This window comes from Citrobacter freundii complex sp. CFNIH9 (assembly GCF_002903305.1).
Classification (GTDB): Bacteria; Pseudomonadota; Gammaproteobacteria; order Enterobacterales; family Enterobacteriaceae; genus Citrobacter; species Citrobacter portucalensis.
The window spans coordinates 1,902,356-1,925,825 of the sequence record NZ_CP026238.1 but is presented as its reverse complement, the minus strand read 5'-3'; the positions used below and the strand labels follow the sequence as shown (position 1 = coordinate 1,925,825).

At 52.7% G+C, this 23,470-nt stretch carries 22 protein-coding genes; 3 read left to right on the top strand and 19 right to left on the bottom strand.

The features are described 5' to 3' along the window. Positions 1-5: 5 nt before the first annotated feature. From holB to yceD, 12 genes are all read right to left on the bottom strand, one after another. Positions 6-1,010 (bottom strand): DNA polymerase III subunit delta', encoded by a 1,005-nt coding sequence (gene holB, locus C2U43_RS09700; RefSeq protein ID WP_103285018.1) that lies wholly within the window; start codon positions 1,008-1,010, stop codon positions 6-8. After that, entirely contained in the window at positions 1,007-1,648 is a 642-nt protein-coding gene (gene tmk / locus C2U43_RS09695) for a dTMP kinase (RefSeq protein WP_008784374.1), read from the bottom strand. Before tmk ends, holB begins: the two co-directional genes overlap by 4 nt. Beyond that, positions 1,638-2,660: a cell division protein YceG gene (gene yceG, locus C2U43_RS09690; RefSeq protein ID WP_103285017.1), complete on the bottom strand. Its 1,023-nt coding sequence runs from the start codon at positions 2,658-2,660 to the stop codon at positions 1,638-1,640. The genes tmk and yceG overlap by 11 nt, the downstream gene beginning before the upstream one ends. A gap of 2 nt (positions 2,661-2,662) precedes the next feature. Then, a complete protein-coding gene (pabC, locus tag C2U43_RS09685) occupies positions 2,663-3,472 on the bottom strand; it encodes an aminodeoxychorismate lyase (RefSeq protein WP_057066415.1) in 810 nt (269 codons plus the stop codon). 135 nt (positions 3,473-3,607) lie between these two features. Next, entirely contained in the window at positions 3,608-4,849 is a 1,242-nt protein-coding gene (fabF, locus tag C2U43_RS09680; protein WP_003036260.1) for a beta-ketoacyl-ACP synthase II, read from the bottom strand. Positions 4,850-4,934: 85 nt separating this feature from the next. Then, positions 4,935-5,171: an acyl carrier protein gene (gene acpP, locus C2U43_RS09675; protein WP_000103754.1), complete on the bottom strand. Its 237-nt coding sequence runs from the start codon at positions 5,169-5,171 to the stop codon at positions 4,935-4,937. Between the two features lie 154 nt (positions 5,172-5,325). Further along, on the bottom strand, positions 5,326-6,060 hold the full coding sequence (gene fabG / locus C2U43_RS09670) for a 3-oxoacyl-ACP reductase FabG (RefSeq protein WP_003036255.1): 735 nt from the start codon (positions 6,058-6,060) through the stop codon (positions 5,326-5,328). Positions 6,061-6,072: 12 nt separating this feature from the next. Then, positions 6,073-7,002 carry an ACP S-malonyltransferase gene (gene fabD, locus C2U43_RS09665; protein ID WP_003832182.1) on the bottom strand — a complete coding sequence of 310 codons (930 nt, stop codon included), beginning with the start codon at positions 7,000-7,002 and terminating at the stop codon, positions 6,073-6,075. A gap of 15 nt (positions 7,003-7,017) precedes the next feature. Further along, on the bottom strand, positions 7,018-7,971 hold the full coding sequence (gene fabH, locus C2U43_RS09660; RefSeq protein WP_003832181.1) for a beta-ketoacyl-ACP synthase III: 954 nt from the start codon (positions 7,969-7,971) through the stop codon (positions 7,018-7,020). A 77-nt stretch (positions 7,972-8,048) separates the two neighbouring features. Beyond that, on the bottom strand, positions 8,049-9,128 hold the full coding sequence (plsX, locus tag C2U43_RS09655; RefSeq protein ID WP_071846967.1) for a phosphate acyltransferase PlsX: 1,080 nt from the start codon (positions 9,126-9,128) through the stop codon (positions 8,049-8,051). A gap of 123 nt (positions 9,129-9,251) precedes the next feature. Beyond that, entirely contained in the window at positions 9,252-9,425 is a 174-nt protein-coding gene (gene rpmF, locus C2U43_RS09650; RefSeq protein ID WP_003036242.1) for a 50S ribosomal protein L32, read from the bottom strand. A gap of 16 nt (positions 9,426-9,441) precedes the next feature. Then, positions 9,442-9,963 (bottom strand): 23S rRNA accumulation protein YceD, encoded by a 522-nt coding sequence (yceD, locus tag C2U43_RS09645; protein WP_003036239.1) that lies wholly within the window; start codon positions 9,961-9,963, stop codon positions 9,442-9,444. Positions 9,964-10,160: 197 nt separating this feature from the next. Between yceD and C2U43_RS09640 the strand changes: the two genes are divergently transcribed. Next, the gene (locus C2U43_RS09640; protein ID WP_003832177.1) at positions 10,161-10,745 is read left to right on the top strand and encodes a Maf family protein; all 585 of its coding nucleotides are present in this window, start codon (positions 10,161-10,163) and stop codon (positions 10,743-10,745) included. An 82-nt stretch (positions 10,746-10,827) separates the two neighbouring features. Here the strand turns inward: C2U43_RS09640 and rluC are convergent, their stop codons facing one another. Beyond that, positions 10,828-11,781: a 23S rRNA pseudouridine(955/2504/2580) synthase RluC gene (rluC, locus tag C2U43_RS09635; RefSeq protein ID WP_003036228.1), complete on the bottom strand. Its 954-nt coding sequence runs from the start codon at positions 11,779-11,781 to the stop codon at positions 10,828-10,830. A gap of 574 nt (positions 11,782-12,355) precedes the next feature. On the opposite strand from rluC, the gene rne reads away from it, so the two are divergent. Continuing rightward, positions 12,356-15,619 carry a ribonuclease E gene (gene rne / locus C2U43_RS09625; RefSeq protein ID WP_103285016.1) on the top strand — a complete coding sequence of 1,088 codons (3,264 nt, stop codon included), beginning with the start codon at positions 12,356-12,358 and terminating at the stop codon, positions 15,617-15,619. Positions 15,620-15,659: 40 nt separating this feature from the next. Here the strand turns inward: rne and C2U43_RS09620 are convergent, their stop codons facing one another. After that, positions 15,660-16,607 carry a LysR family transcriptional regulator gene (locus C2U43_RS09620; protein ID WP_080685917.1) on the bottom strand — a complete coding sequence of 316 codons (948 nt, stop codon included), beginning with the start codon at positions 16,605-16,607 and terminating at the stop codon, positions 15,660-15,662. A 99-nt stretch (positions 16,608-16,706) separates the two neighbouring features. Between C2U43_RS09620 and C2U43_RS09615 the strand changes: the two genes are divergently transcribed. Continuing rightward, a complete protein-coding gene (locus C2U43_RS09615; RefSeq protein ID WP_103285979.1) occupies positions 16,707-17,906 on the top strand; it encodes an MFS transporter in 1,200 nt (399 codons plus the stop codon). A 78-nt stretch (positions 17,907-17,984) separates the two neighbouring features. Here the strand turns inward: C2U43_RS09615 and flgL are convergent, their stop codons facing one another. The 5 genes from flgL to C2U43_RS09590 all read right to left on the bottom strand — a co-directional run bounded on the left by flgL (position 17,985) and on the right by C2U43_RS09590 (position 23,434). Further along, the gene (gene flgL, locus C2U43_RS09610) at positions 17,985-18,938 is read right to left on the bottom strand and encodes a flagellar hook-associated protein FlgL (RefSeq protein WP_008784365.1); all 954 of its coding nucleotides are present in this window, start codon (positions 18,936-18,938) and stop codon (positions 17,985-17,987) included. Positions 18,939-18,952: 14 nt separating this feature from the next. Further along, on the bottom strand, positions 18,953-20,611 hold the full coding sequence (gene flgK / locus C2U43_RS09605) for a flagellar hook-associated protein FlgK (RefSeq protein ID WP_071444809.1): 1,659 nt from the start codon (positions 20,609-20,611) through the stop codon (positions 18,953-18,955). A gap of 64 nt (positions 20,612-20,675) precedes the next feature. Continuing rightward, the gene (flgJ, locus tag C2U43_RS09600) at positions 20,676-21,626 is read right to left on the bottom strand and encodes a flagellar assembly peptidoglycan hydrolase FlgJ (RefSeq protein WP_016152632.1); all 951 of its coding nucleotides are present in this window, start codon (positions 21,624-21,626) and stop codon (positions 20,676-20,678) included. Further along, positions 21,626-22,702: a flagellar basal body P-ring protein FlgI gene (locus tag C2U43_RS09595; RefSeq protein ID WP_032934416.1), complete on the bottom strand. Its 1,077-nt coding sequence runs from the start codon at positions 22,700-22,702 to the stop codon at positions 21,626-21,628. Before C2U43_RS09595 ends, flgJ begins: the two co-directional genes overlap by 1 nt. Positions 22,703-22,735: 33 nt before the next feature. Next, positions 22,736-23,434, bottom strand: a complete 699-nt coding sequence (locus C2U43_RS09590; RefSeq protein ID WP_032934415.1) for a flagellar basal body L-ring protein FlgH — start codon at positions 23,432-23,434, stop codon at positions 22,736-22,738. Between the last annotated feature and the right edge of the window lie 36 nt (positions 23,435-23,470).

Below are 23,470 nucleotides of genomic sequence, written 5' to 3'. Positions count from 1 at the left end.
CTCTCTCAAAGATGGGGAACAGGCAGTACGGTGCCCGGTTGCAGGTAATGCTCAATACGAAGAATAAGATCGGTTAACACCAGCTCACGGTTTACGCCTGTTACGTTCAGCAGTTGCTGACGACAATGACAAACGTCACCGAGTATCGCCTGTATCTGGGCAACGGATAACCGTTCTGCGATAGAAGATATCAGGTCCAGCGCATCAGGATTCGTTAAATGGGAAACGCCATACGGACGTTTCAACGCATCGGTCAACAACGTTGCCAGCCAGTGTAAACGGGCGGCAGCCTGATCGTGGTTTAACGCCGCGAGCAAGATATACCAGTCGCCTGCGTTTAATGTGTTCACCAGTGCCGCACAAAAATCTGTGCGGTGCGCCCAGCTTTCAGCCTGTAACAACGTGAGTGCCGCGCCTGGCGAACCTGCACTCAGGCGTAACGCGCTCAGCAGCGCTTCTGACGATGCAGTCACCTCACGAGCAAGCCAGGAGATCGCATACGACTCCGGCGGTGGCGCAAGATGATGTAACCGGCAACGACTGCGTAATGTCGCCAGCAAGCGAGCTGGCTCTGTGCTGGCGAGGAAAAACCAGGTTTGTGCCGGGGGTTCTTCCAGCGTTTTCAGCAAGGCGTTGGCGGCGGCATCGGTTAACTGGGCAGCATCCGGGATCCACACGACCTTCGCACCGCCGAGACGCGAATGCTCGTACAGCTTTTCACTGACTTCGCGTACCGCATCAACCCCGAGCGTGCTTTTGCCTTTTTCCGGCAGCAGCGAATAGTAGTCAGGGTGCGTCCCCGCCTGCATTAGCTGACAGCCGCGGCACTGTCCACAGCTTTTATGCCCTTCCGGCTGCTGGCACATTAAATAGCGGCTGAGGGCGTAAATCAGCGCGTCGTCGCCCATTCCGGGTAACGCCTGAATCAGTAACGCATGGTGACCACGACCCGTCTGGTAGCTGGCTACCAGTTTTTCAAAATCCGGTCGTAACCATGGGTACCATTTCATGCGCCCTGCTCCTTCACCCATTGGGTGATGGTATGACGGATATCAGCCATCACAGCCTCCAACGGCTGCGTAGCATCTATAGTACGAATGCTGGTGTCTTTGGCAGCCAGCTCAAGATAGCGCGCGCGAGTACGATTAAAGAAGTCGAAAGATTCCTGCTCAATACGATCCAGCTCGCCGCGGGCACGGGCACGCTTCAACCCGACTTCTGGCGTCACATCCAGATAGATCGTCAGGTCCGGGCGAAAATCACCAAGCACCGCATCACGCAGGGTTGCCAGCATGTTTTGATCGATACCGCGTCCGCCGCCCTGATACGCCTGGGTCGACAGATCGTGACGATCGCCAATTACCCACGCGCCTTTCGCCAGTGCAGGTTTAATAACGGTTTCGACCAACTGTACACGCGCCGCGTAAAACATCAGAACTTCGGCTTTATCGGTAATGACCTCGTCACCGACCGATTTAATATCCAGCACCAGACTTCTTAGTTTCTCAGCCAGCTGCGTTCCACCAGGTTCACGGGTGAAAACCATGTCACGAATACCGAGTTGCTCAAGTGTCTCCACCACCACGTTACGCGCGGTGGTTTTTCCGGCGCCTTCCAGGCCTTCAATGACGATATAGTTACTGCCCATTTTTTTCCTTAAGCACTTTCAGGTAATCCTGCACGGACCGGTTATGGCTGGCAAGATTGGTGTTAAACGTGTGGCCGCCCTTACCGTCAGCCACAAAATAGAAATACGGCGTTTTTGCCGGATGCGCCGCGGCCTGCAATGAAGCCTCTCCCGGCATGGCAATCGGGCCTGGCGGCAGTCCAGTAATGGTATAGGTGTTATAGGCGGTCGGGGTGTCTAAATCCACACGCGACAATTTGCCATTATACCGTGTACCCATCCCGTAAATCACGGTCGGATCGGTTTGTAAACGCATACCGATACGTAAGCGGTTAATAAAGACCGAAGCCACCTGGTCGCGCTCGCTGGCAACCGCAGTTTCTTTTTCAATAATAGAAGCCATGGTTACCAGCTGATTTTTGTCCTGATAAGGCAGGCCATCAGCGCGTCCCTCCCAGACAGTATCCACCGCTTTAACCATTTTCTGATGCGCGCGTTTTAGTAACGCTACGTCAGTAGTATTGGCGGTATACATCCAGGTATCTGGCCAGAACCAGCCTTCTACCCATTGCGGGTTTTCAAGCTTAAGTGCCTCGGCAACAGTCTCATAGCTATCGTCGCTCAGCGTATGTTTGATATACGGGGCATCACGCAGCTGTTTGAGGTAATCGCTCAGGCGCATCCCTTCAACCAGACGTAACGGGAACTGCGCCTCTTTGCCGCTTTCCAGCAGTTGCAGCATGTCCCGCACCGTCATGTCAGGCGTGAAGCGATATGTTCCGGCCTTAAAATGCGACAGCTCGGGCTCCACACGCAGCAGCCACTGGAACACGCGCGGACGATTGATAACTTTGTCTGCATACAGCTGTTCGCCGAGAGCCAGACGGCCCGTCCCCGCTTTCAGCGTAAAAATCGTTTCTTCTTTAATCAATAATTTGCTGTCCGCCAGATGGCGAACTTTCCACATTCCCACTCCAGCGGCAATGCCCAGCACAACCAGCAATAACAGGACAACAAGTAACAGTTTTTTCATGACTAATTCGGGTGCTCACAAAGTGGGGCTAAATAATCGAATAACAAACGTGAAGACAACAACGTGTCGCCACAGGCACGCACGGGAATAATGGGCATTAACGCGTTACAGACGACGATTTCATCAGCCTGCATTACCTCCTCCAACCCGGCATACACTTCGACAATACTGAATGGCGATTGTGCCAGCATCCGGATACAGAATTGTCGCATAATACCGTTCACTCCGGCCTGGTCCAGCCGGGGCGTGTAAACCACATCGCCTTTACGCCAGAACAAATTAGCCGCACAGCATTCCGTAACCCATCCCTCGCTGTCAAGAACCAGCGCTTCATCGGCGTCCGTCTGTTCAAGATGAGAGCGAATCAACACCTGCTCCAGTCGATTCAAGTGTTTAAGCCCGGCAAGCAGTGGATTACGTCCCAGCCGCACTGGGCTTAGCGCCAGCGTAATACCTTCTTGCCGCCAACGATCGTAATGATCGGGCCAGGATGAAACGGAGAGGATGCGTGTGGCACTATGACAATTTTTGCCACTGTAACCCCGGCCTCCACTGCCACGGCTGATAATCACTTTCAACACACCGCGTACGTGCCCTTTCGCCAGCATTTTCATTTCATTTTGCAGCTCGGACCAATCTTCAAAAGAGATCAGCAGTTTTTGGCAAGCGTCTTGTAAACGCTCAAGATGCGCTGCAAAGAGAGGAATTTCACCGTCGATAATACAGGCAGTGGTAAAACAGCCATCACCAAATTGGGTCGCTCGATCGCTTGCGGCCAGCATATCTTGCTCGCAGCCATTAATTAAGAACATGGTGGCTCCTTATTTCTGGTCCGCTAGTTTGGCAGGATGAGTAACACAGGACAAGGGCGGAAAACCGAATAAAAAAAGGCCCGACAAGCGGACCTTTTCAATTTTCTATCGATGCTAGCGCATCACCTGACGGACTTAAATCTTTTTAAAGATCAAAGAGCCGTTGGTACCACCGAAGCCAAAGGAGTTACACAGCGCATACTCCAGACCACTAACCTGACGCGCTTCGTGAGGTACGAAGTCCAGGTCACAACCTTCATCCGGGTTATCCAGGTTGATGGTTGGCGGAATAGCCTGATCGCGCAGCGCCAGGATAGAGAAAATAGACTCTACCGCGCCCGCCGCACCCAACAGGTGTCCGGTCATGGATTTGGTGGAGCTTACCATCACACGGCTTGCCGCATCGCCAAAGACAGATTTCACTGCCTGGGTTTCAGCTTTATCGCCTGCAGGCGTAGACGTACCATGCGCGTTGACGTAGCCAATCTGACCCGCTTCAATAGCCGCATCGCGCAGTGCGTTGACCATTGCCAGCGCAGCGCCTGCACCGTTTTCCGGTGGCGACGTCATGTGGTAAGCATCGCTGCTCATACCGAAGCCAACGACTTCAGCATAGATTTTTGCACCGCGCGCTTTCGCATGCTCGTACTCTTCCAGTACCACCATGCCAGCGCCGTCGCCCAGCACAAAGCCGTCACGCTCTTTGTCCCATGGGCGGCTTGCCGCTTGCGGGTTATCATTACGCGTAGACAGTGCACGTGCCGCGCCAAAGCCACCCACACCCAACGGCGTACTGGCTTTTTCAGCACCACCCGCAACCATCGCGTCTGCATCGCCGTATGCAATGATACGTGCGGCATGACCGATGTTATGCACGCCTGAAGTACAGGCGGTCGCGATGGAGATGCTTGGCCCTTGCAGGCCGTACATGATGGTCAGGTGACCAGCCACCATGTTAACAATCGTCGACGGAACGAAGAACGGGCTGATCTTACGCGGTCCACCGTTTACCAGTGAGGTATGGTTTTCTTCGATCAGACCGAGACCGCCAATACCAGAGCCGATAGCGGCGCCAATACGATGAGCGTTCTCTTCCGTAATTTCGAGGCCAGAATCCTGCATGGCCTGAACGCCAGCGACAATTCCATATTGAATGAAGGCATCCATCTTGCGCTGTTCTTTACGCGAGATAATGTCTTCACAGTTAAAATCCTTTACTAAGCCAGCAAATTTCGTTGCATAGGCGCTAGTATCGAAATGGTCGATCAGGCTGATGCCACTCTGACCGGCAAGGAGAGCTTTCCAGGTAGACTCTACGGTATTGCCGACAGGAGACAACATGCCCAGTCCGGTCACAACTACACGACGCTTAGACACGGTTGTCCTCCAGGGAGGGAAAATAATTCAAGTGGGATAAAAAGATAAAACTCAGGCGGTCGAATGACCGCCTGGAGATGTTCACTTACGCCTGGTGGCCGTTGATGTAATCAATGGCAGCCTGAACGGTAGTGATTTTCTCAGCTTCTTCGTCCGGAATCTCAGTATCAAACTCTTCTTCCAGAGCCATTACCAGCTCAACGGTGTCAAGAGAATCTGCGCCCAGGTCTTCAACGAAGGAAGCATTGTTGGTTACTTCTTCCTGCTTAACGCCCAGCTGTTCGCCGATAATTTTCTTAACGCGTTCTTCGATAGTGCTCATACTCTTAAATTTCCTATCAAAACTCGCTTTCGCGATGGTTTTCGTAGTGTATAAAATGTTGAAAAATTTGCAACTAAATCCCGGCAGGTCTTACCACGATTTTACGTTATTTTGAGGCCAAGACCTACAATAACGCAAATATTTTTCATCGTGGTTAAACCATGTACATCCCGCCGTTGACGTGCAAAGTCTCACCTGTGATGTAACTTGCTTCGTCAGAAGCTAAAAATGCAACCGCACTGGCGATTTCCTGAGCGCCACCGAGGCGACCCGCAGGAACCTGCGCCAGAATACCCGCACGCTGATCATCAGACAGCGCACGCGTCATGTCCGTTTCAATAAAGCCCGGAGCAACAACGTTTACAGTAATGCCACGAGACGCAACTTCGCGCGCCAGTGATTTACTGAAGCCGATCAGACCCGCTTTCGCCGCAGCGTAGTTAGCCTGACCCGCATTTCCCATGGTACCAACCACAGAACCGATAGTGATAATACGCCCATGACGCTTTTTCATCATAGCTCGCATTACCGCTTTTGACAGACGGAAAACAGATGACAGGTTGGTTTCGATGATATCGTTCCACTCGTCATCTTTCATGCGCATTAACAGGTTATCACGAGTAATCCCGGCATTATTGACCAGGATATCGACTTCACCAAATTCTGCGCGAATATTTTCCAGAACAGATTCGATAGATGCCGGATCGGTCACATTCAACATCAGACCTTTACCATTTGCACCTAAGTAATCGCTAATGGCCTGCGCGCCGCTTTCGCTGGTAGCAGTACCGATAACTTTCGCGCCACGGGCAACAAGTGTCTCAGCAATTGCGCGGCCAATGCCACGGCTTGCACCGGTAACCAGCGCGATTTTTCCTTCAAAACTCATGGTCTTCCTCTTTTATTGCTCTAGCGCCGCAGACAATGCCGCCGGCTCATTCAGTGCCGACGCAGTCAGGGTGTCAACAATACGTTTCGTCAGACCGGTCAGAACTTTACCCGGACCGACTTCATACAGGTGCTCTACGCCCTGGGATGCCATAAATTCAACGGTTTTAGTCCACTGAACCGGGCTATACAGCTGACGAACCAGCGCATCGCGAATTGCGTCTGCCGTGGTCTCGCACTTCACGTCGACGTTGTTCACAACCGGAACAGTCGGCGCGTTAAAGGTGATTTTCTGCAGCTCAACGGCCAGTTTCTCAGCGGCAGGCTTCATCAGCGCGCAGTGAGAAGGAACGCTGACCGGCAGCGGCAGCGCGCGCTTAGCGCCCGCGGCTTTACAGGCAGCACCAGCACGTTCTACGGCTTCTTTATGCCCGGCAATAACCACCTGACCCGGTGAGTTAAAGTTTACTGGTGAAACCACCTGGCCTTCGGCAGACTCTTCGCACGCTTTAGCGATAGCGGCATCGTCCAGACCGATAATAGCAGACATGCCGCCAGTGCCTTCCGGAACCGCTTCCTGCATGAATTTGCCACGCAGTTCAACCAGACGTACGGCATCGGCAAAACCGATAACACCCGCACATACCAGCGCAGAATATTCGCCCAGACTATGACCCGCCATCAGCGCAGGTGTTTTACCCCCCTGCTGCTGCCATACGCGATAAAGCGCAACAGATGCGGTCAACAGCGCGGGCTGCGTCTGCCAGGTTTTATTCAGTTCTTCAGCCGGACCTTGCTGAGTCAACGCCCACAGATCATAGCCCAGTGCAGCTGATGCTTCAGCAAATGTTTCTTCAACAATTGGGTAGTTTGCTGCCATTTCAGACAACATCCCAACGGTCTGGGAACCCTGCCCCGGAAACACAAATGCAAATTGCGTCATGTTTAAATCCTTATACTAGAAACGAACCAGCGCGGAGCCCCAGGTGAATCCACCCCCGAAGGCTTCAAGCAATATCAACTGCCCAGCTTTAATACGCCCGTCGCGGACGGCTTCGTCCAGCGCGCACGGTACGGAGGCAGCAGAGGTATTACCATGTCTGTCGAGCGTCACGACAACATTATCCATCGACATACCCAGCTTTTTAGCTGTCGCGCTGATAATGCGCAGGTTAGCCTGATGCGGCACCAGCCAGTCCAGCGCAGAACGGTCGAGATTATTGGCTTCCAGCGTTTCATCAACGATGTGCGCAAGCTCGGTCACCGCGACTTTAAATACTTCGTTACCCGCCATCGTCAGGTGGATCGGGTTTTCCGGGTTCACGCGATCGGCGTTAGGCAGCGTCAACAGTTCGCCGTAGCGACCGTCAGCGTGCAGATGCGTGGAGAGAATGCCTGGCTCTTCTGATGCGCTCAGTACAACCGCACCAGCCCCATCACCGAAAATGATGATCGTTCCGCGATCGGTTGGATCGCAGGTACGGGCCAGGACATCGGAGCCAACGACCAGAGCATGCTTAACTGCGCCAGATTTAACGTACTGGTCGGCAACGCTCAGGGCGTAAGTGAAGCCAGCACAAGCGGCTGCAACGTCAAACGCCGGACAGCCTTTGATCCCCAGCATACTTTGGATCTGGCACGCCGCGCTTGGAAATGCGTGAGTGGATGATGTGGTAGCAACCACAATCAGACCAATTTGTTCTTTGTCGATGCCCGCCATTTCAATCGCACGGTTTGCGGCGGCAAAGCCCATCGTCGCAACTGTTTCATTTGGCGCTGCAATATGGCGTTCACGGATACCTGTACGAGTGACGATCCACTCATCAGACGTCTCAACCATTTTTTCCAAATCGGCGTTAGTACGCACTTGTTCAGGCAGATAGCTGCCAGTACCAATAATCTTCGTATACATGTACGCTCAGTCACTTTTTGGTTATATACCGCTACGAGCAAATCGCTGATACGTTGGCCACATTCACAAACGCACCGTTATCTGTGTGCTCGTGATTTTGCGCTTTCGCCACCGTCCAGCAGTTCGAATCCAGCTGGGTATACAGATTCCAGGCGAGCGGCAATTCGCTGAGGAACTTGTCGCTGCACCGCCTGCACTGCCTGTTCAATCGCGACTTCAAATGCTCGCTGATTGGCCGCACCATGACTCTTAATCACCGTGCCGCGCAATCCTAACAGACAGGCGCCATTATACTGGTCGGGGTTGAGGTGACTAAATCGCCTTGTCAGGCTTTTTTGTAACCAACGTTTTAATAACAGAAGCCACCACGACCGTTTTTTGCCCTCACCCTGAGATTTCAGCAGTGAAAGGAACATTCTGACAACACCTTCCATCGTCTTTAATGTGACATTACCTGTAAAACCGTCACAGACCAACACATCGGTTTTGCCAGTCAGTAACTCATTGGCTTCAAGATAGCCGATATAATTAATGGAAGGGATTGTTTTTAGCACAGCTGAAGCATCTCGAATACTGTCAAGACCTTTCGTTTCTTCTTCGCCGATGTTGAGTAACGCCACGCGAGGATTGGCAATGCCAACAACCTCTTCTGCCAGCACGGAACCCATGACGGCAAATTGCACCAACATCGTGCTATCACAATCTACGTTGGCGCCCAAATCCAGCACCACCGTTTTGCCCTTTTGCTGATGGGGTAACACCGTCACCAACGCAGGACGCTCAATCCCCTCAAGAGGTTTGAGCAATAACTTCGCAAGTCCCATGAGTGCGCCCGTATTACCGGCGCTGACACAAGCTTGTGCCTGACCTTCTTTCACGAGCTCCAGGGCAACACGCATTGAGCTTCCACGACTGGCGCGAATAGCTTGCGAGGGCCGGGCATCACTGGCAATAACTGACTGAGCAGGGATAATCTGCAGACGCGAACGTTGTTCGAAGTCAGCTTTGGCAAGTAATGGCGTGATTGTATCGGGATCCCCGACTAAAAGAAGTGTGAGTTGCGAATTAGAATTCAGTGCCTGCAATGCTGCAGGCACTGTCACGGTAGGGCCAAAATCTCCCCCCATGACATCTAACGCCAGGGTTAGACGTGTCAAGGTATCGTCGCTGCCCGGTTAGGTGTTTCCCCAGTCACCCGGGGAAAGCCTCACTAAGCTTCATCACGCGTTCACTCTTTGTCTTTCTCACCAGAAGTGGGAAAGCCATTGAGTCATGCGTGATTACTTAGCGATTACCTTACGGCCACGGTAGAAACCGTCGGCAGTGATGTGGTGACGCAGGTGTTGTTCACCAGAAGTTTTGTCTACAGACAGGCTGGTGACTGCGGTCAGAGCGTCATGAGAACGACGCATGCCACGTTTGGAACGGGTTGGTTTATTCTGTTGTACGGCCATGGACCTTACTCCTCAATTACTTACGCTTTAAGCTGGCTAATACGGCAAATGGGTTTGGTTTTTGCGCTTCATCAGGCAATTCGCCAAAGACCATGTCCGCCTCGGACACTTCACAGTGTTCAGAATCATGCACCGGAACTACCGGCAAGGAGAGGATAATCTCATCTTCAACCATTGCAAGCAGATCGATTTCACCGAATTCGTTAACCTCAATCGGCTCATACGCTTCCGGGAGTGCTTCAGCCTGCTCGTCAGAACGGACAGGACTAAAACAATATGTTGTGTGAACATGAAGTGGGAACGGTTTCCCGCAACGCTGACATTCGAGCGTAACCGATACCTTCGCATCACCGGTTATAACGGCGAGACGCTGGTTATCGATAGCGAACGACATGGAGCATTCCACATCACTGTCCACACTGACTACAGAATCGGCGACGCGCTCAACCAGATCAGAAGTATAGATACCTTCATAATCGAGGCGTTTTTGAGCCGTACGAACCGGATCAAGAGTCAGGGGTAATTTTACCTTTTGCATAGGGCGCGCATATTAACTTTGTAACGTCATATAGTCAAAGAAAAAGGCAGCCTGTGGTTGCCTTTTGCCAATAATTCGCACACATTGCGGGTCATCGACTTAAAATCGCTCAAGACAAGCCACTACAGCCAGCTTGTAGGTCGAAGTCCATAGTTTAAAATGGCTCTCATCAATACGCTATATGCGAGGGAAAAAATATGCCTCAACTTATTCTTGCTTCTACCTCCCCCTGGCGTCGCGCTTTACTCGAAAAACTGGCAATCCCGTTTGAATGCGCTGCGCCAGAGGTTGATGAAACGCCGTTGCCCGGCGAAGCACCACGCCATTTAGTCTTGCGACTGGCGCAGAAAAAAGCGCAATCTCTCGCCCACCGTTACCCATCGCATCTGATTATTGGCTCCGATCAAATTTGTGTTCTTGATGGTGAAATAACCGGCAAACCATTAACTGAAGAAAATGCCCGCCAACAATTACTCAAAGCCCGTGGCAATATTGTGACGTTTTACACCGGACTGGCGCTGTATAATTCTGCGACCGGACATTTACAAACTGAAGTAGAACCTTTTGACGTCCATTTCCGTCATTTAAGCGAGGCGGAAATTGATGATTATCTGCGTAAAGAGCGCCCGCTCCATTGTGCAGGTAGTTTCAAAAGTGAAGGGTTAGGTATTGCACTCTTTGAACGCCTGGAGGGTCGTGACCCAAATACCCTGATCGGTTTGCCGCTTATCGCGTTGTGTCAAATGCTGCGGCGGGAAGAGATGAACCCGTTGAATGCCTGATTGATCTGCCTGATGGCGACGCGATGCGTCTTATCAGGCCTACGGTGCATCACACGATTGTAGGCCTGATAAGCAACGCGCATCAGGCTTTACTGCGTAAAACCTCAAGGCAGCGCTTCAATTGCTTATCCATCGGCGCCTCAATACGCATCACTTCACCCGTTCCCGGATGGGTAAATTTCAACGCTGCGGCGTGCAGGAAAAGTCGATTCAACCCCGTATCCGCCAGTTGCTTATCGAACTCACGGTCACCGTAGCGATCGTCAAAAGCAATTGGATGACCGGCATACTGGGTATGCACACGAATCTGGTGCGTACGTCCGGTCACCGGGCTACAGCGCACAAGCGTGGCAAACGCATAGCGCTCTTCCACTTTAAAACGTGTTTCTGACGGTTTGCCTTCCTGGTTCACCCGCACGATACGCTCGCCGCTTTGCAGAATGTTCTTTAACAGCGGCGCCTGCACGGTTTTGACATGCGACTGCCATTGGCCTCGAACCAGCGCGAGATAGTCTTTCTGCATGCCTTTTTCACGCAGTTGTTCATGCAATGAACGCAAGGCTGAGCGCTTTTTAGCCACCAGCAAAACGCCGGAGGTATCCCGGTCGAGGCGATGCACCAGTTCAAGGAAACGCGCTTCAGGTCGCAACGCACGTAATCCTTCAATGACGCCAAAGCTTAACCCGCTTCCGCCATGTACGGCCGTACCTGAAGGTTTGTTAAGCACCAGAATGTGGTCATCTTCATATAAAATGACGTCGGTCAGCGCCGCGACCTTTTGCAGGTTCGGTGAAATGGCCTCTTCTTCACGTTCAGCGACCCGCACAGGTGGAATACGCACAATATCCCCGTCTTCGAGTTTGTACTCGGGTTTAATGCGTTTTTTATTCACCCGCACTTCGCCTTTACGCAAAATGCGATAAATCATACTTTTCGGCACGCCCTTAAGCTGGGTGCGCAAAAAGTTATCGATGCGTTGCCCTGCTTCGTCGGCAGTAATGGCAACTGTTTTTACGGCTGGAGTCTCTGTTTTCATGGGGGCCGATTTTAAATAGCCATCAAGATTCGCGCCACACATTTTTCTATGCTTATATTAACTGCTATACCTTATTACTTAAGTTTGACATAGCCGATTTGGTGGTTATTAAAGCAATCACTACGCGGAAGTGAAAAAACTGTGAGTAACCGGGTGATAAATGGCAAAAGTCATCTTGCTATAACAAGGTTAGCAGTGGAATAATGAGGTTGTTTCCGTGTTGAATCTTGTTAAAACAAGAACTTTTCCGGAATGACCCAATTTTGCCCGACCGATCATCAACGCAGCAATGGCGTAAGACGTATTGATCTTTCAGGCAGTTAGCGGGCTGCGGGTTGCAGTCCTTACCGGTAATATGGAAGCTTTTCTGGAGAGTAACACCCAGACTGTTCCCCTGATAATTGCGCTGTGTTTCCGTATGAAATACAGGCAACCGACACTCTGCGCCTCTTTGAGCTGACGATAACCGTGAGGTTGGCGACGCGAATAGACACGAGGCCATCGGTTCACACCCGGAAAGGCATTACTCTGCCCGCAGCTTAGTCGTCAATGTAAGAATAATGAGTAAGTTACGATGAAAAGAATGTTAATTAACGCAACTCAGCAGGAAGAGTTGCGTGTCGCCCTTGTAGATGGGCAACGTCTGTACGATCTGGATATCGAAAGTCCTGGACACGAACAGAAAAAAGCCAACATCTATAAAGGCAAAATTACCCGTATTGAACCGAGTCTGGAAGCTGCTTTTGTTGATTACGGCGCTGAACGTCACGGTTTCCTCCCGTTAAAAGAAATTGCCCGCGAATACTTCCCCGCTAACTACAACTCCCATGGTCGTCCCAACATTAAAGACGTGTTGCGCGAAGGTCAGGAAGTCATCGTTCAGATCGATAAAGAAGAACGCGGCAATAAAGGCGCTGCGCTGACTACCTTTATCAGCCTGGCGGGTAGTTATCTGGTTCTGATGCCGAACAACCCGCGCGCGGGCGGTATCTCCCGCCGCATTGAAGGCGACGACCGTACCGAATTAAAAGAAGCGCTGGCAAGCCTGGAACTGCCTGATGGCATGGGCCTTATCGTGCGTACCGCAGGGGTCGGCAAATCCGCCGAAGCGCTGCAGTGGGACCTGAGCTTCCGCCTGAAGCACTGGGAAGCGATTCAAAAAGCCGCTGACAGCCGCCCTGCTCCGTTCCTGATCCACCAGGAAAGCAACGTTATCGTTCGCGCTTTCCGTGACTACTTACGTCAGGACATCGGCGAAATCCTTATCGATAACCCGAAAGTGATGGAGATGGCGCGTCAGCACATCGCCGCATTGGGTCGTCCGGATTTCAGCAGCAAAATCAAACTGTACACCGGCGAAATCCCGCTGTTCAGCCACTATCAGATCGAGTCTCAGATTGAGTCCGCATTCCAGCGCGAAGTACGTCTGCCGTCCGGCGGCTCAATCGTTATTGACAGCACAGAGGCACTGACCGCTATCGATATCAACTCCGCACGCGCAACTCGCGGCGGCGACATCGAAGAAACAGCGTTCAACACTAACCTTGAAGCAGCCGATGAAATTGCCCGTCAGCTGCGTCTTCGCGACCTCGGCGGTCTGATTGTAATCGACTTCATTGATATGACGCCGGTTCGCCACCAGCGCGCGGTTGAAAACCGTCTGCGCGAGGCCGTACGCCAGGACAGAGCGCGTATTCAGATCAGCCATATTTCTCGCTTCGGTCTGCTGGAGATGTCTCGTCAGCGTCTGAGCCCGTCTCTGGGTGAATCCAGCCATCACGTGTGCCCTCGCTGCTCCGGCACCGGTACCGTACGTGATAACGAATCACTGTCGCTGTCTATTCTGCGTCTGATCGAAGAAGAAGCACTGAAAGAAAATACGCAAGAAGTTCACGCTATTGTTCCTGTGCCAATCGCCTCTTACCTGCTTAACGAAAAACGTACCGCGGTTAATGCTATCGAAACGCGTCAGAATGGCGTGCGCTGTGTGATCGTGCCAAACGATCAGATGGAAACCCCGCACTATTCTGTGCTGCGCGTACGCAAAGGGGAAGAAACACCGACCCTGAGCTACCTGCTGCCGAAACTGCATGAAGAGGCAATGGCATTGCCGACGGAAGAAGAGTACGTCGAGCGTAAACAGCCTGAGCAACCGGCGCTGGCCACCTTCGCCATGCCTGACGTTCCGCCAGCCCCTGCTCTGCAGGAACCTGCCGCGAAAGCCGCCGCGCCTAAAGCTGCAGCAGCAACCGCAGCCGTTGCCGCACAGCCCGGTTTGATTAGCCGTTTCTTTGGCGCACTGAAGTCCATCTTCGGTGGTAGCGAAGAAGTGAAACCGGTTGAACAACCTGCGCCGAAAGCTGAAGAGAAAACCGAACGCCAGCAGGATCGTCGTAAACCGCGTCAGAACAATCGTCGCGACCGTAACGATCGTCGTGATAACCGTGATAATCGCGGTGACCGTGACAACCGTAGCGAACGTTCAGAAAACGGCGAAAACCGTGAAGATAACCGCCGTAACCGTCGTCAGTCCCAGCAGCAAAATGCGGAAGCTCGCGATAACCGCCAGCAAACCACTGATGTTGTAGACAAAGCGAAATCCGGTGATGAACAGCAGGCGCCGCGTCGCGAACGTAACCGCCGTCGTAACGATGACAAGCGTCAGGCTCAGCAGGAAGTTAAAGAGCTGAACCAGGCAGAACAACCTGTGCAGGATACCGAGCAGGAAGAGCGCGTACGTCAGCCTCAAACCCGCCGCAAACAGCGTCAGTTGACTCAGAAAGTTCGTTTCACAGACAGTCCGGCGGTTGAAGCCGAAGTGGCTACTGTTGCTGCAATCGCTGAAACTGCTGTTGCTCAACCAACAGAGCAGCCGGTACCGGCACAGCGCACCGAACTGGCGAAAGTTGATCTGCCAGCCGTCGTTGCGACTGAGCAGGAAGACAACAGCGAAGCTCGTGACTCCAACGGTATGCCGCGTCGTTCTCGCCGCTCTCCTCGCCATCTGCGCGTCAGTGGACAGCGTCGTCGTCGTTACCGTGACGAGCGTTATCCGGTTCAGTCGCCGATGCCGTTAACGGTCGCCTGCGCATCTCCTGAATTAGCGTCCGGTAAGGTTTGGATCCGCTACCCTGTTGCACGTCCTCAGGATCAGCAGGTTGAAGAACAGCGCGAACAGGAAATGATCCAGCAGCAAGCTGCACCTGTCGCCGTAGAACCTCAGGTTGCTGCCGCTGCCGTTGAACACATTGTGGATACCCCTGCGCCGGTTGAAGCCGTGCAACCAGAGGTTGTCGTAGCTGAGCCTCAGGCCGCCGTTGTTGAAACCACACAGGTTGAAACCACGCATCCGGAAGTGATTGCGACCCCGGTCGAGGAACAACCGCAAATTATCGCTGCATCTGATGCGCCCGTAGCAGAAGAAATCGCCGCTGAAGCCGAACCTGTGGTTGACGTTGTGACTGCACCGGTTGCCGAAGAGCCTGCAGAGGTTGTTATTCCCCAGCCAGAAGTGGTTGAAGAGATTACTGAGGTTGTGGAAACAGCGCCAGTTGTTGAAGAAGTTGCAGCGCCGAAAGACGTTGTTGCCGCGCCTGTCGTCGAAACTGAAGTCGTTAAGGCTGAAGTTGTCGCAGCCAGCGCTGATGCTGAACACCTGCACAGCCATGCAACCGCGCCAATGACCCGCGCTCCGGCACCGGAATATGTGCCAGAAGCGCCGCGTCATAGCGACTGGCAGCGTCCGGCATTCGCCTTTGAAGGCAAAGGTGCCGCAGGTGGACACAGCGCAACGCATCAAGCGACTGCGCCAGCAACACGTCCACAGCCTGTTGAGTAAGCCATAATCAATATCAAAGCCGGCCTTCGGGTCGGCTTTTTTATATCTGATCTACGCCTTTCATTCCCGTCAGCTGCGGCATAACATCCTTCATTAGGGCCAGAAACTTGCGTAAGCGGGTCGGATAGTAACGCGCCCACGGATAAACCAAATGTACAGGCAACGGCGCAGCATGCCACTCAGGTAGCAACGCAACCAGACGTCCATTGGCAATATCCTCCGCCACCATCCAGCTTGAAACAATTGTCACTCCCAACCCCGCCAGCGCGGCATTTCTTGCGACATAAATACTGTCTGTGCTTAATCTGGGTGAAATATTCAGCGTGACTGGCTCATTACGCAATTGGTGCAACAACGAAACGCTATGCTGATAAAACGTGTTCACGGCAATCCAGGGCAGCGCTGATAACTGCTCAGGATGAGAAAGCTCGCCATATTGCTCCAGCAGTCCTGGACTCACCACCATACTACGGGGAACTTCAGCCAGTAAGACGGAAACCGTGGCCGGATCCACCTCAGCACCAACCCTGATCGCGCAATCAATATTATCGCTCAGAAAATCAACGGTTTTATCGTTGAGCATCCACTCTACTGCCAACTGGGGATAGCTCGAAAGAAACTGCAAAAGCGGCTCAAGTAGTTGTTGTTGCCCGAACGCATGCGGTGCGCGGACTCGCAACGTCCCCACCGGTTCATCTTCTGTGACATTAAGTCCATCTTCCAGCGCCAGCCAGGCATCAATAATCTTCTTAGCATGCTGATAGCCTCTTTCACCATCGTCGGTCAATTTCATCGCATGCGTGGTACGCATAAGCAGTTTCACACCCAGCAGCGTTTCCAGCGATTGCAGCCGTCGGCTAACGGTCGCCTGCGTCGTCCCTATCTGTTTTGCCGCTGCCGAAAGCGATCCTGCTTCGACAATACGTACAAACGTACGCATCAGCTCCACCCTGTCTATACGCTCATTTTTTATCATTTTCAGTTTCATCATACGTCTGACGTATAACTGTTTTACCACTGCGCTCGCTACCGCGCCACTCGCTTAAGGATAAAAATAGCCGCACATCCTGTGATTGAGGAATCATTTGTGAACACACATACCGCACTTTCCCGTTGGGTCATTTTTGTTCTGGCAATGGGCGCCGGATTCAGCGTGGCCGCTATCTATTACGCCCAGCCTCTTCTGCCTTTAATGGGTCAGGATCTGGCCTTAAGTCTCACCGGTATGGGGTTGGTCCCGACGCTGACCCAGGCGGGATATGCGTTAGGTATATTGTTTTTATTGCCATTAGGCGATCGTTATGATCGCCGGACATTAATCCTGCTGAAAAGCATCTCTCTTGCCGCGCTGCTGCTGGCCTGTAGCTTTACCGGTCAGTTGCATTCGCTATTACTGGTGAGCCTGCTGATGGGAATGGCGGCAACCATGGCACAAGATATTGTGCCTGCGGCGGCAATACTGGCGCCCAACGGCAAGCAGGGAAAAACGGTGGGCACTGTGATGACGGGCCTTCTGCTGGGGATTTTACTCTCACGTACCGTCAGTGGGCTGGTGGGCGAAGCGTTTGGCTGGCGCGAGATGTACCAACTCGCTGCCGTCAGCATTGCCGTAATTACCGCGATTATGTGGAAAGTACTGCCTCGCTTTACGGTCCATTCCACGTTGAGCTATCCATCATTAATGCTCTCAATGGCGCAACTTTGGCAACGATATTCCACCTTGCGCCGCGCAGCACTGGCACAAGGCTTTCTGTCCATAGCCTTTAGCGCCTTTTGGTCTACGCTGGCGGTAATGTTATCTGAGCATTACCACATGGGTAGCGCTATAGCGGGTGCTTTTGGTATCGCGGGAGCAGCCGGAGCGCTTGCCGCACCGATGGCAGGCCATCTTGCCGATAAAGTGGGTGCGGCAAAAGTGACGCAATTGGGTGCTTTGCTGGTAACGGTATCTTTCGCACTGATGTTTTTGTTACCCGCCCTGCCCGTTCAGGGGCAGTGGCTGCTCATCGCCCTTTCGGCTGTAGGTTTTGATCTCGGATTGCAATCCAGCCTGGTTGCCCACCAGAATCTGGTCTATAGCCTGGAACCTCTGGCACGAGGACGATTGAACGCTCTGCTGTTTACGATGGTGTTTATCGGTATGTCGCTGGGTTCGGTTCTCGGAAGTCAGGTCTACGCCCTGGCCAATTGGGAAGGTGTCGTTGCGTTGGCTACCTTCAGCAGTGCAATTGCGTTGGTCATAAGACTGACGGGGAACCCGTCGCTTAGTAAGACGTCGGTTGCCTAAAAAAATGCCCGCTCCGGGGTGTTAAAGGAGCGGGCAGACAAACATACCCAGTTTCAAGATATGTTTCAAAACGAGGCGTTAACGATTGAGCTGGAACAACGACATTCCCTGCATATCGGTAAACGCTTTGTATGATGCCTGTAGCGCAGCTTGCTGCATGACATAAGACGAGATCGCGGCGTTCCAGTCGACATCCACCAGATTACTCATCTGCTGAGTTTGGCCTAATGCACGATCGGCGCCCAGTGAATCCAGCGAGCTTAATTCACTCAGCTGCGTACCTAATTCTGCACGAACGGACAGGACGTTATTCAACGAGTTTTTCAGGCCACGGTTGGTTTTATCAATGGCAGCAGCGGCGGTAGCTTTTGCCACGTCATTACCCTCAATAGGGGTTTTGAGCGCATCAATAGCGGTATCCAGCATTTTGAACAGGTTCTTTTCCTGAGTGCCGCCACCAGGTTCCGGTACAGCGTTGCTGGTCAGGTTGGCGAATACTTTATCGCCAGTATGACCAATCACCATGGTTCGGGAGGCATCGACCTGTTGGGTAACGTTTGTTGTACCGCCGCTGTAAGCGCCATCTGCCTGGGCAAACGGTGCGGATTCTGTTTTATATCCACCGAAAATATAGCGACCATTACCGTCGGTACTGTTTGCCAGGTTCATCAGCTGATCGCGGATCCCCTGCAGGTCGGTGGCCAGCGATGCACGGTCATCATCACTTAACGTTCCGTTCCCGGCATAAACGATTTTTTCCTGTGCAGCCTGAATTGCCGTCGTCACCTGGCTCAGAACATTCTCTTCTAGCGACACCTTTTGCGTCGCGAATGAGCGTGCCAGCGTATATTGGCTGTTCTGCGCCTGAGCCTGAGAAAGTACCACGGCCTGCGAGGCGGCAATCGGATCGTCTGATGGGTTGATCACGCGTTTGCCCGTTGACATCTGCTCGCCGAACTTCATCCATTCAGCCTGAGAGTTAGTGATGCCACGCATATTCTGCTGGTACATCATCTGGGTGCTGATACGCATTGTGTCCCTCTCCCTTAGCGGATATTAATCAGTGCATCAAACAACGCATTCGCGGTCTGCAGCACTTGCGCGTTAGCCAGGTAATACTGCTGAAAACGCTGTAAATTACCGTACTCTTCGTCGAGGTTAACGCCGGAAATAGATTGTTGCTGCCGGTAAAGCTGTGTCACCACGTTGTTCTGGGTGGTGGCGCTGGTTTTCAGCGTAGCGGTTTTGTTCCCGACATCGCTTACCAGCGTGGCATATGCATCGTTGAAGGTCTTATTACCGACAGTCGCTTTGGTTTGCAGATCTAACAGTTTCTGACCGTTACGGTTGTCGCTCTTGCCTTTATCGATGGTGGGGTCCGTATCATTTTTAGACACTTGAGCCATGGCGATTTTCGACTCATCAGTCACCATAACTTTCATATCAACGATAGCGTTACTCACGGGTTTTACAGTAAAACTGTCATTAGCTTTCGCGCCAGCATTAACGGTGATTTCCATCCCGTCAAAGGACATTTTTCCACCGGTAACGGTGGCTTTGAAGCTGGTATTATCCGCCAGGCGAGTAACCTGCCAGTCCGTCCCATCAAAAACGATTTTATAATCTGTCGCCTGCACAGCGGAGCTGTCAGTGATCTTAGCGCTTAACGATCCTGTGCCCGTATTTTTCGCGTTGTTGAAGACTTCCGGGCTGCCGATAGCAAAGAAATCCTTACCCTGATCGCCGTTGGCATCAAAACCTTCTTTATGCTGGGCGTTAAATGCACTGGCAAATGCAAGCGCCAGTTGGCCGAGGGTATTACGCGTCTGATCCAGCTCCTGAGAACGGAAGGTGAGCAGTCCGCCCAGTGAACCGGTATTCAGCAGTTTCTCTGGAATTTCAACAGCTCCAGCAACGCCATCAACGTAGGCCACGGTTGTACGATTAGGATCATCGCTGGAAGGCACTGCCGCCAGTTGACGTGCATTGCTGCCCTGCACCAGCGAATAGCCGTTGGCCATGGTCAGGTTGTAAGTGCCACCATCCTGAACGCTGACTTCAACACCGACAATCTGATTCAATTCACTGACCAGCTGATCGCGCTGGTCAAGCAGGTCGTTAGGAGACGCACCTGCGCCGACGCCTGTCATACGAGAAATCTGGTCGTTGAGGCTGGCAATTTGTTTCGAATAGTTGTTGATCTGATCAACGCTGGCTTTAATCGCGGTGTTGACCTGCTTATCCTGATCGCGCAGATACTGGTCGGTCGTTTTAAACTGATTCACCAACCCATCAGCTTTACCGATTAGCGCCTGGCGTGCCGCCGGATCTTCGGCGTTGCTGACCAGCGTTTGCAGGCTGGTAAAAAAGTCCTGCATGGAGGTCGAAATAGAACTGGTTTTGCTGGAGAGCAGATTGTCGATTTTTGACATTTGCTCATAACGTGTCGTCAGACCGCTGCTCTGGTTCTGCGCTGCTCGCAACTGGTTAGTGATAAAGGAGTCATATTCACGTTGTACACCAGAAACATAGACACCATTGCCTACCCAGCCCCCCGCACCCAGCGTGCTGTTCGCTTGCGCCATAATTGTCGTCTGTCGGGTATATCCGGCAACGTTATAGCTGGAGATGTTGTTACTGGCAGTATTCAACGCGGCCTGCGCTGCGCTGAGTCCACTCATCGCGTTATTAATCAAGCTGGACATGGAGGTTCCTTGTAATCCTTCAATACTCGTTATTATCGGCAGCAGGTCGGTAGACTTGAGCTATTTAAAAGAGATTATCGATGTTCGTGCTGTAGGTTTTGCTCACTTTTTCACTCATCGATTTCAACTGCTGGATCATGCTGGTTAATTTTCGCGCATAGTTAGGGTCCGTGGCGTAACCCGCATTTTGCAATGCCTGCGCCCCTTGCTCGGCGGTCGCGGCAGCGGTCACTGCCGCATAGCGCGGGTTACGCGATATCAGACCGACATAATCCGACAACGCTTCAAGGTAAGAGCTATAGACACGGAATCTGGCTTTCACCTTTTTCGCCTCACCGTTCTCATATTCAGTCGTGGTGATTTCAGTGGTTGGACCTTTCCAGCTTCCTGAAGCCTTCACGCCAAAAATGTTAAAGCTCGGTTCACCGTTCTCACGGCGAATTTGTCGCTGCCCCCATCCGGATTCCAGCGCCGCCTGTGCCAGAATCAGATGATGCGGGACGCCGCTTTGCTGGCTGGCCAGCTTAGCCGGCAGCGATAGCTGGGCGAGGAAGTCTTTACTGTCACCTGACAGCGGCTCATCATTGCTTTCCGTCGCCCGGGGGATGGCTTTGCGGACCAGTTGCGTCAATGCCTGATTTTGATAGCTGGTCACCGTTTCCAGTGAAAACTTCATCGGCACCTGCGGCGCGTCATCCGCAGGTTGCGCTTGCCCTTCAGTCATCTGCTTGACCATCATTTCAGCCAGCCCCAGTCCTTTGCCTGCGGTCATTTGCTGCGCAATTTGTTGATCATACATACTGGTATACAAGCGCGTTGAGTCGCTGCTAAACACGCCATCTTTCGGCAGCGCTTCACGCATGCTTTTCAGCATCATCTGCACGAACATCCCTTCAACCTGACGGGCGACCGGACGGATATTCGCCGCCGGGTCCTGGCCCGCTTTCGCTTTCAGTTCGTTCAGTGATTGCGCATCCCAGGCAGCGCTGGTCAACAGTTTGCTGTCACCAATCATTAGATGATTTCCAGTTTGGCGCGTAAGCAACCCGCGCTCTGCATCGATTGCAGAATGGACATCAGATCCATCGGCGTTGCCCCCAGCGCATTCAGCGCACGTACCACATTGTTCAGGTTGGCGCTGGAACGCACGCTTTGCAACGAACCACCGCTCTGGCGCAGGTCAATCTGGGTTTGAGGCGTCACCACGGTTTGTCCACCGCCAAACGGTGTGTCCGGCTGGCTGACGTTCGCCTGGCGGTTTACCGTAATCGACAAGTTGCCTTGTGCCACAGCACAGCTATCCAGCGTCACTTCACGGTTCATGACGACAGATCCGGTGCGCGAGTTGATAATCACTTTCGCATCCTGCGGCGTGACGTTCACCTCAATATTCTGGATATCAGCGAGGAAACGCACCTGCGAGCTGTTGCCGCTTGGCACGCGAACCTGAATGGTTCGGGCATCCAACGCTGTTGCGCTACCAAAGCCACGCGAGCGGTTGATGGTGTCGGTAATCTGCTGCGCCATCGTGAAATCTTCATTATTAAGCTGCAGATTAATGGTGTTACCACCGCCGAACTGGCTGGGTAATTCACGTTCGATAATCGCGCCGTTGGTAATGCGTCCACCATTGAGCTGGTTAACCTGTACGCTACTGCCACCTGCAGCCGCGCCCGCACCGCCCACCAAAATATTCCCCTGAGCCAAGGCATATACCTGACTATCGACCCCTTTTAACGGGGTCATCAGCAGCGTACCGCCGCGCAGGCTTTTGGCATTCCCCATAGAGGAGACCACTACGTCGATGGTTTGTCCCTGACGACCGAATGCAGGAAACGACGCGGTAACCATCACCGCCGCCACGTTTTTCAGCTGCATATTGGTGCCAGTTGGCACGGTTATCCCCAACTGCGAAAGCATGTTATTGAGCGTTTGCGTCGTAAACGGCGTCTGTGTGGTCTGGTCACCCGTTCCATCCAGACCCACCACCAGCCCATAACCTATCAACGAGTTTTCCCGCACGCCCTGAACGCTTGTCAGGTCACGAATACGGTCAGCATGCGCAAAGGTGGTTATCAGCACCAGTACCATTCCAACAAAAGATTTAAACACTGGGTACCTCGCTTACATCGGCGACAAGTTAAGGAAGAAACGCTGCAACCAGCCCATATTCTGCGCTTCATTGATGTAGCCGTTACCGACGTACTCAATACGCGCGTCCGCAACCTGGGTTGACGGTACGGAGTTGCTGCCACTGATGGTGCGCGGGTTAACAACCCCGGAGAAGCGGATGAATTCAGTACCCTGATTTATAGCGATCTGTTTTTCACCCACGACATGTAAGTTGCCATTCACCAGTACCTGATCGACCGTTACGGTCAGCGTACCGCTGAAGGTATTTCTGGCGTTCGCGCCGCCTTTACCGTTAAAGGAGTTGCCGCCGGAGGCTTCTACGTCGGCACGTTCGTTACCGAACAATCCTTCCAGATAGCGCGGTACGGTATCAAAGCCAAAGTTTGTCTTGCCGTCGCGGCTGGCGTTCGCCGAAGAGCTTTTGCTCGCGCTGACGTTTTCCTGCAATACGATGGTCAGCGTATCGCCAATATTGCGTGGACGACGATCTTCAAAGAGTGGCTGATAACCATAGTTAATCGGTTGTGCCGACTGGAAGATTGAGCCATTCGCCACCGGCGTTGGACCGGGAACTGGCTGGGCAGACGTTGCGCCCTGCACGAGCGGCGTGGCCGGGATCCAGGCACATCCTGTTAGTGAAACCACCAGCAGGGCTAAAATTGGGTATGGGTGAAGCGCGTATTTTCGCATTGCGGTCATCTTCAAAATCAGTGTGCCGGTGAGGTT

What these genes read in the sequence shown, in the direction of transcription:
- holB (WP_103285018.1), bottom strand. Translation starts at nt 1,010, where the DNA reads ATGAAATGGTACCCATGGTTACGACCGGATTTTGAAAAACTGGTAGCC.
- tmk (WP_008784374.1), bottom strand. Translation starts at nt 1,648, where the DNA reads ATGGGCAGTAACTATATCGTCATTGAAGGCCTGGAAGGCGCCGGAAAA.
- yceG (WP_103285017.1), bottom strand. Translation starts at nt 2,660, where the DNA reads ATGAAAAAACTGTTACTTGTTGTCCTGTTATTGCTGGTTGTGCTGGGC.
- pabC (WP_057066415.1), bottom strand. Translation starts at nt 3,472, where the DNA reads ATGTTCTTAATTAATGGCTGCGAGCAAGATATGCTGGCCGCAAGCGAT.
- acpP (WP_000103754.1), bottom strand. Translation starts at nt 5,171, where the DNA reads ATGAGCACTATCGAAGAACGCGTTAAGAAAATTATCGGCGAACAGCTG.
- fabG (WP_003036255.1), bottom strand. Translation starts at nt 6,060, where the DNA reads ATGAGTTTTGAAGGAAAAATCGCGCTGGTTACCGGTGCAAGCCGTGGC.
- fabD (WP_003832182.1), bottom strand. Translation starts at nt 7,002, where the DNA reads ATGACGCAATTTGCATTTGTGTTTCCGGGGCAGGGTTCCCAGACCGTT.
- fabH (WP_003832181.1), bottom strand. Translation starts at nt 7,971, where the DNA reads ATGTATACGAAGATTATTGGTACTGGCAGCTATCTGCCTGAACAAGTG.
- rpmF (WP_003036242.1), bottom strand. Translation starts at nt 9,425, where the DNA reads ATGGCCGTACAACAGAATAAACCAACCCGTTCCAAACGTGGCATGCGT.
- yceD (WP_003036239.1), bottom strand. Translation starts at nt 9,963, where the DNA reads ATGCAAAAGGTAAAATTACCCCTGACTCTTGATCCGGTTCGTACGGCT.
- C2U43_RS09640 (WP_003832177.1), top strand. Translation starts at nt 10,161, where the DNA reads ATGCCTCAACTTATTCTTGCTTCTACCTCCCCCTGGCGTCGCGCTTTA.
- rluC (WP_003036228.1), bottom strand. Translation starts at nt 11,781, where the DNA reads ATGAAAACAGAGACTCCAGCCGTAAAAACAGTTGCCATTACTGCCGAC.
- rne (WP_103285016.1), top strand. Translation starts at nt 12,356, where the DNA reads ATGAAAAGAATGTTAATTAACGCAACTCAGCAGGAAGAGTTGCGTGTC.
- C2U43_RS09620 (WP_080685917.1), bottom strand. Translation starts at nt 16,607, where the DNA reads ATGAAACTGAAAATGATAAAAAATGAGCGTATAGACAGGGTGGAGCTG.
- flgL (WP_008784365.1), bottom strand. Translation starts at nt 18,938, where the DNA reads ATGCGTATCAGCACCCAGATGATGTACCAGCAGAATATGCGTGGCATC.
- flgK (WP_071444809.1), bottom strand. Translation starts at nt 20,611, where the DNA reads ATGTCCAGCTTGATTAATAACGCGATGAGTGGACTCAGCGCAGCGCAG.
- flgJ (WP_016152632.1), bottom strand. Translation starts at nt 21,626, where the DNA reads ATGATTGGTGACAGCAAACTGTTGACCAGCGCTGCCTGGGATGCGCAA.
- C2U43_RS09595 (WP_032934416.1), bottom strand. Translation starts at nt 22,702, where the DNA reads ATGGTACTGGTGCTGATAACCACCTTTGCGCATGCTGACCGTATTCGT.
- C2U43_RS09590 (WP_032934415.1), bottom strand. Translation starts at nt 23,434, where the DNA reads ATGCGAAAATACGCGCTTCACCCATACCCAATTTTAGCCCTGCTGGTG.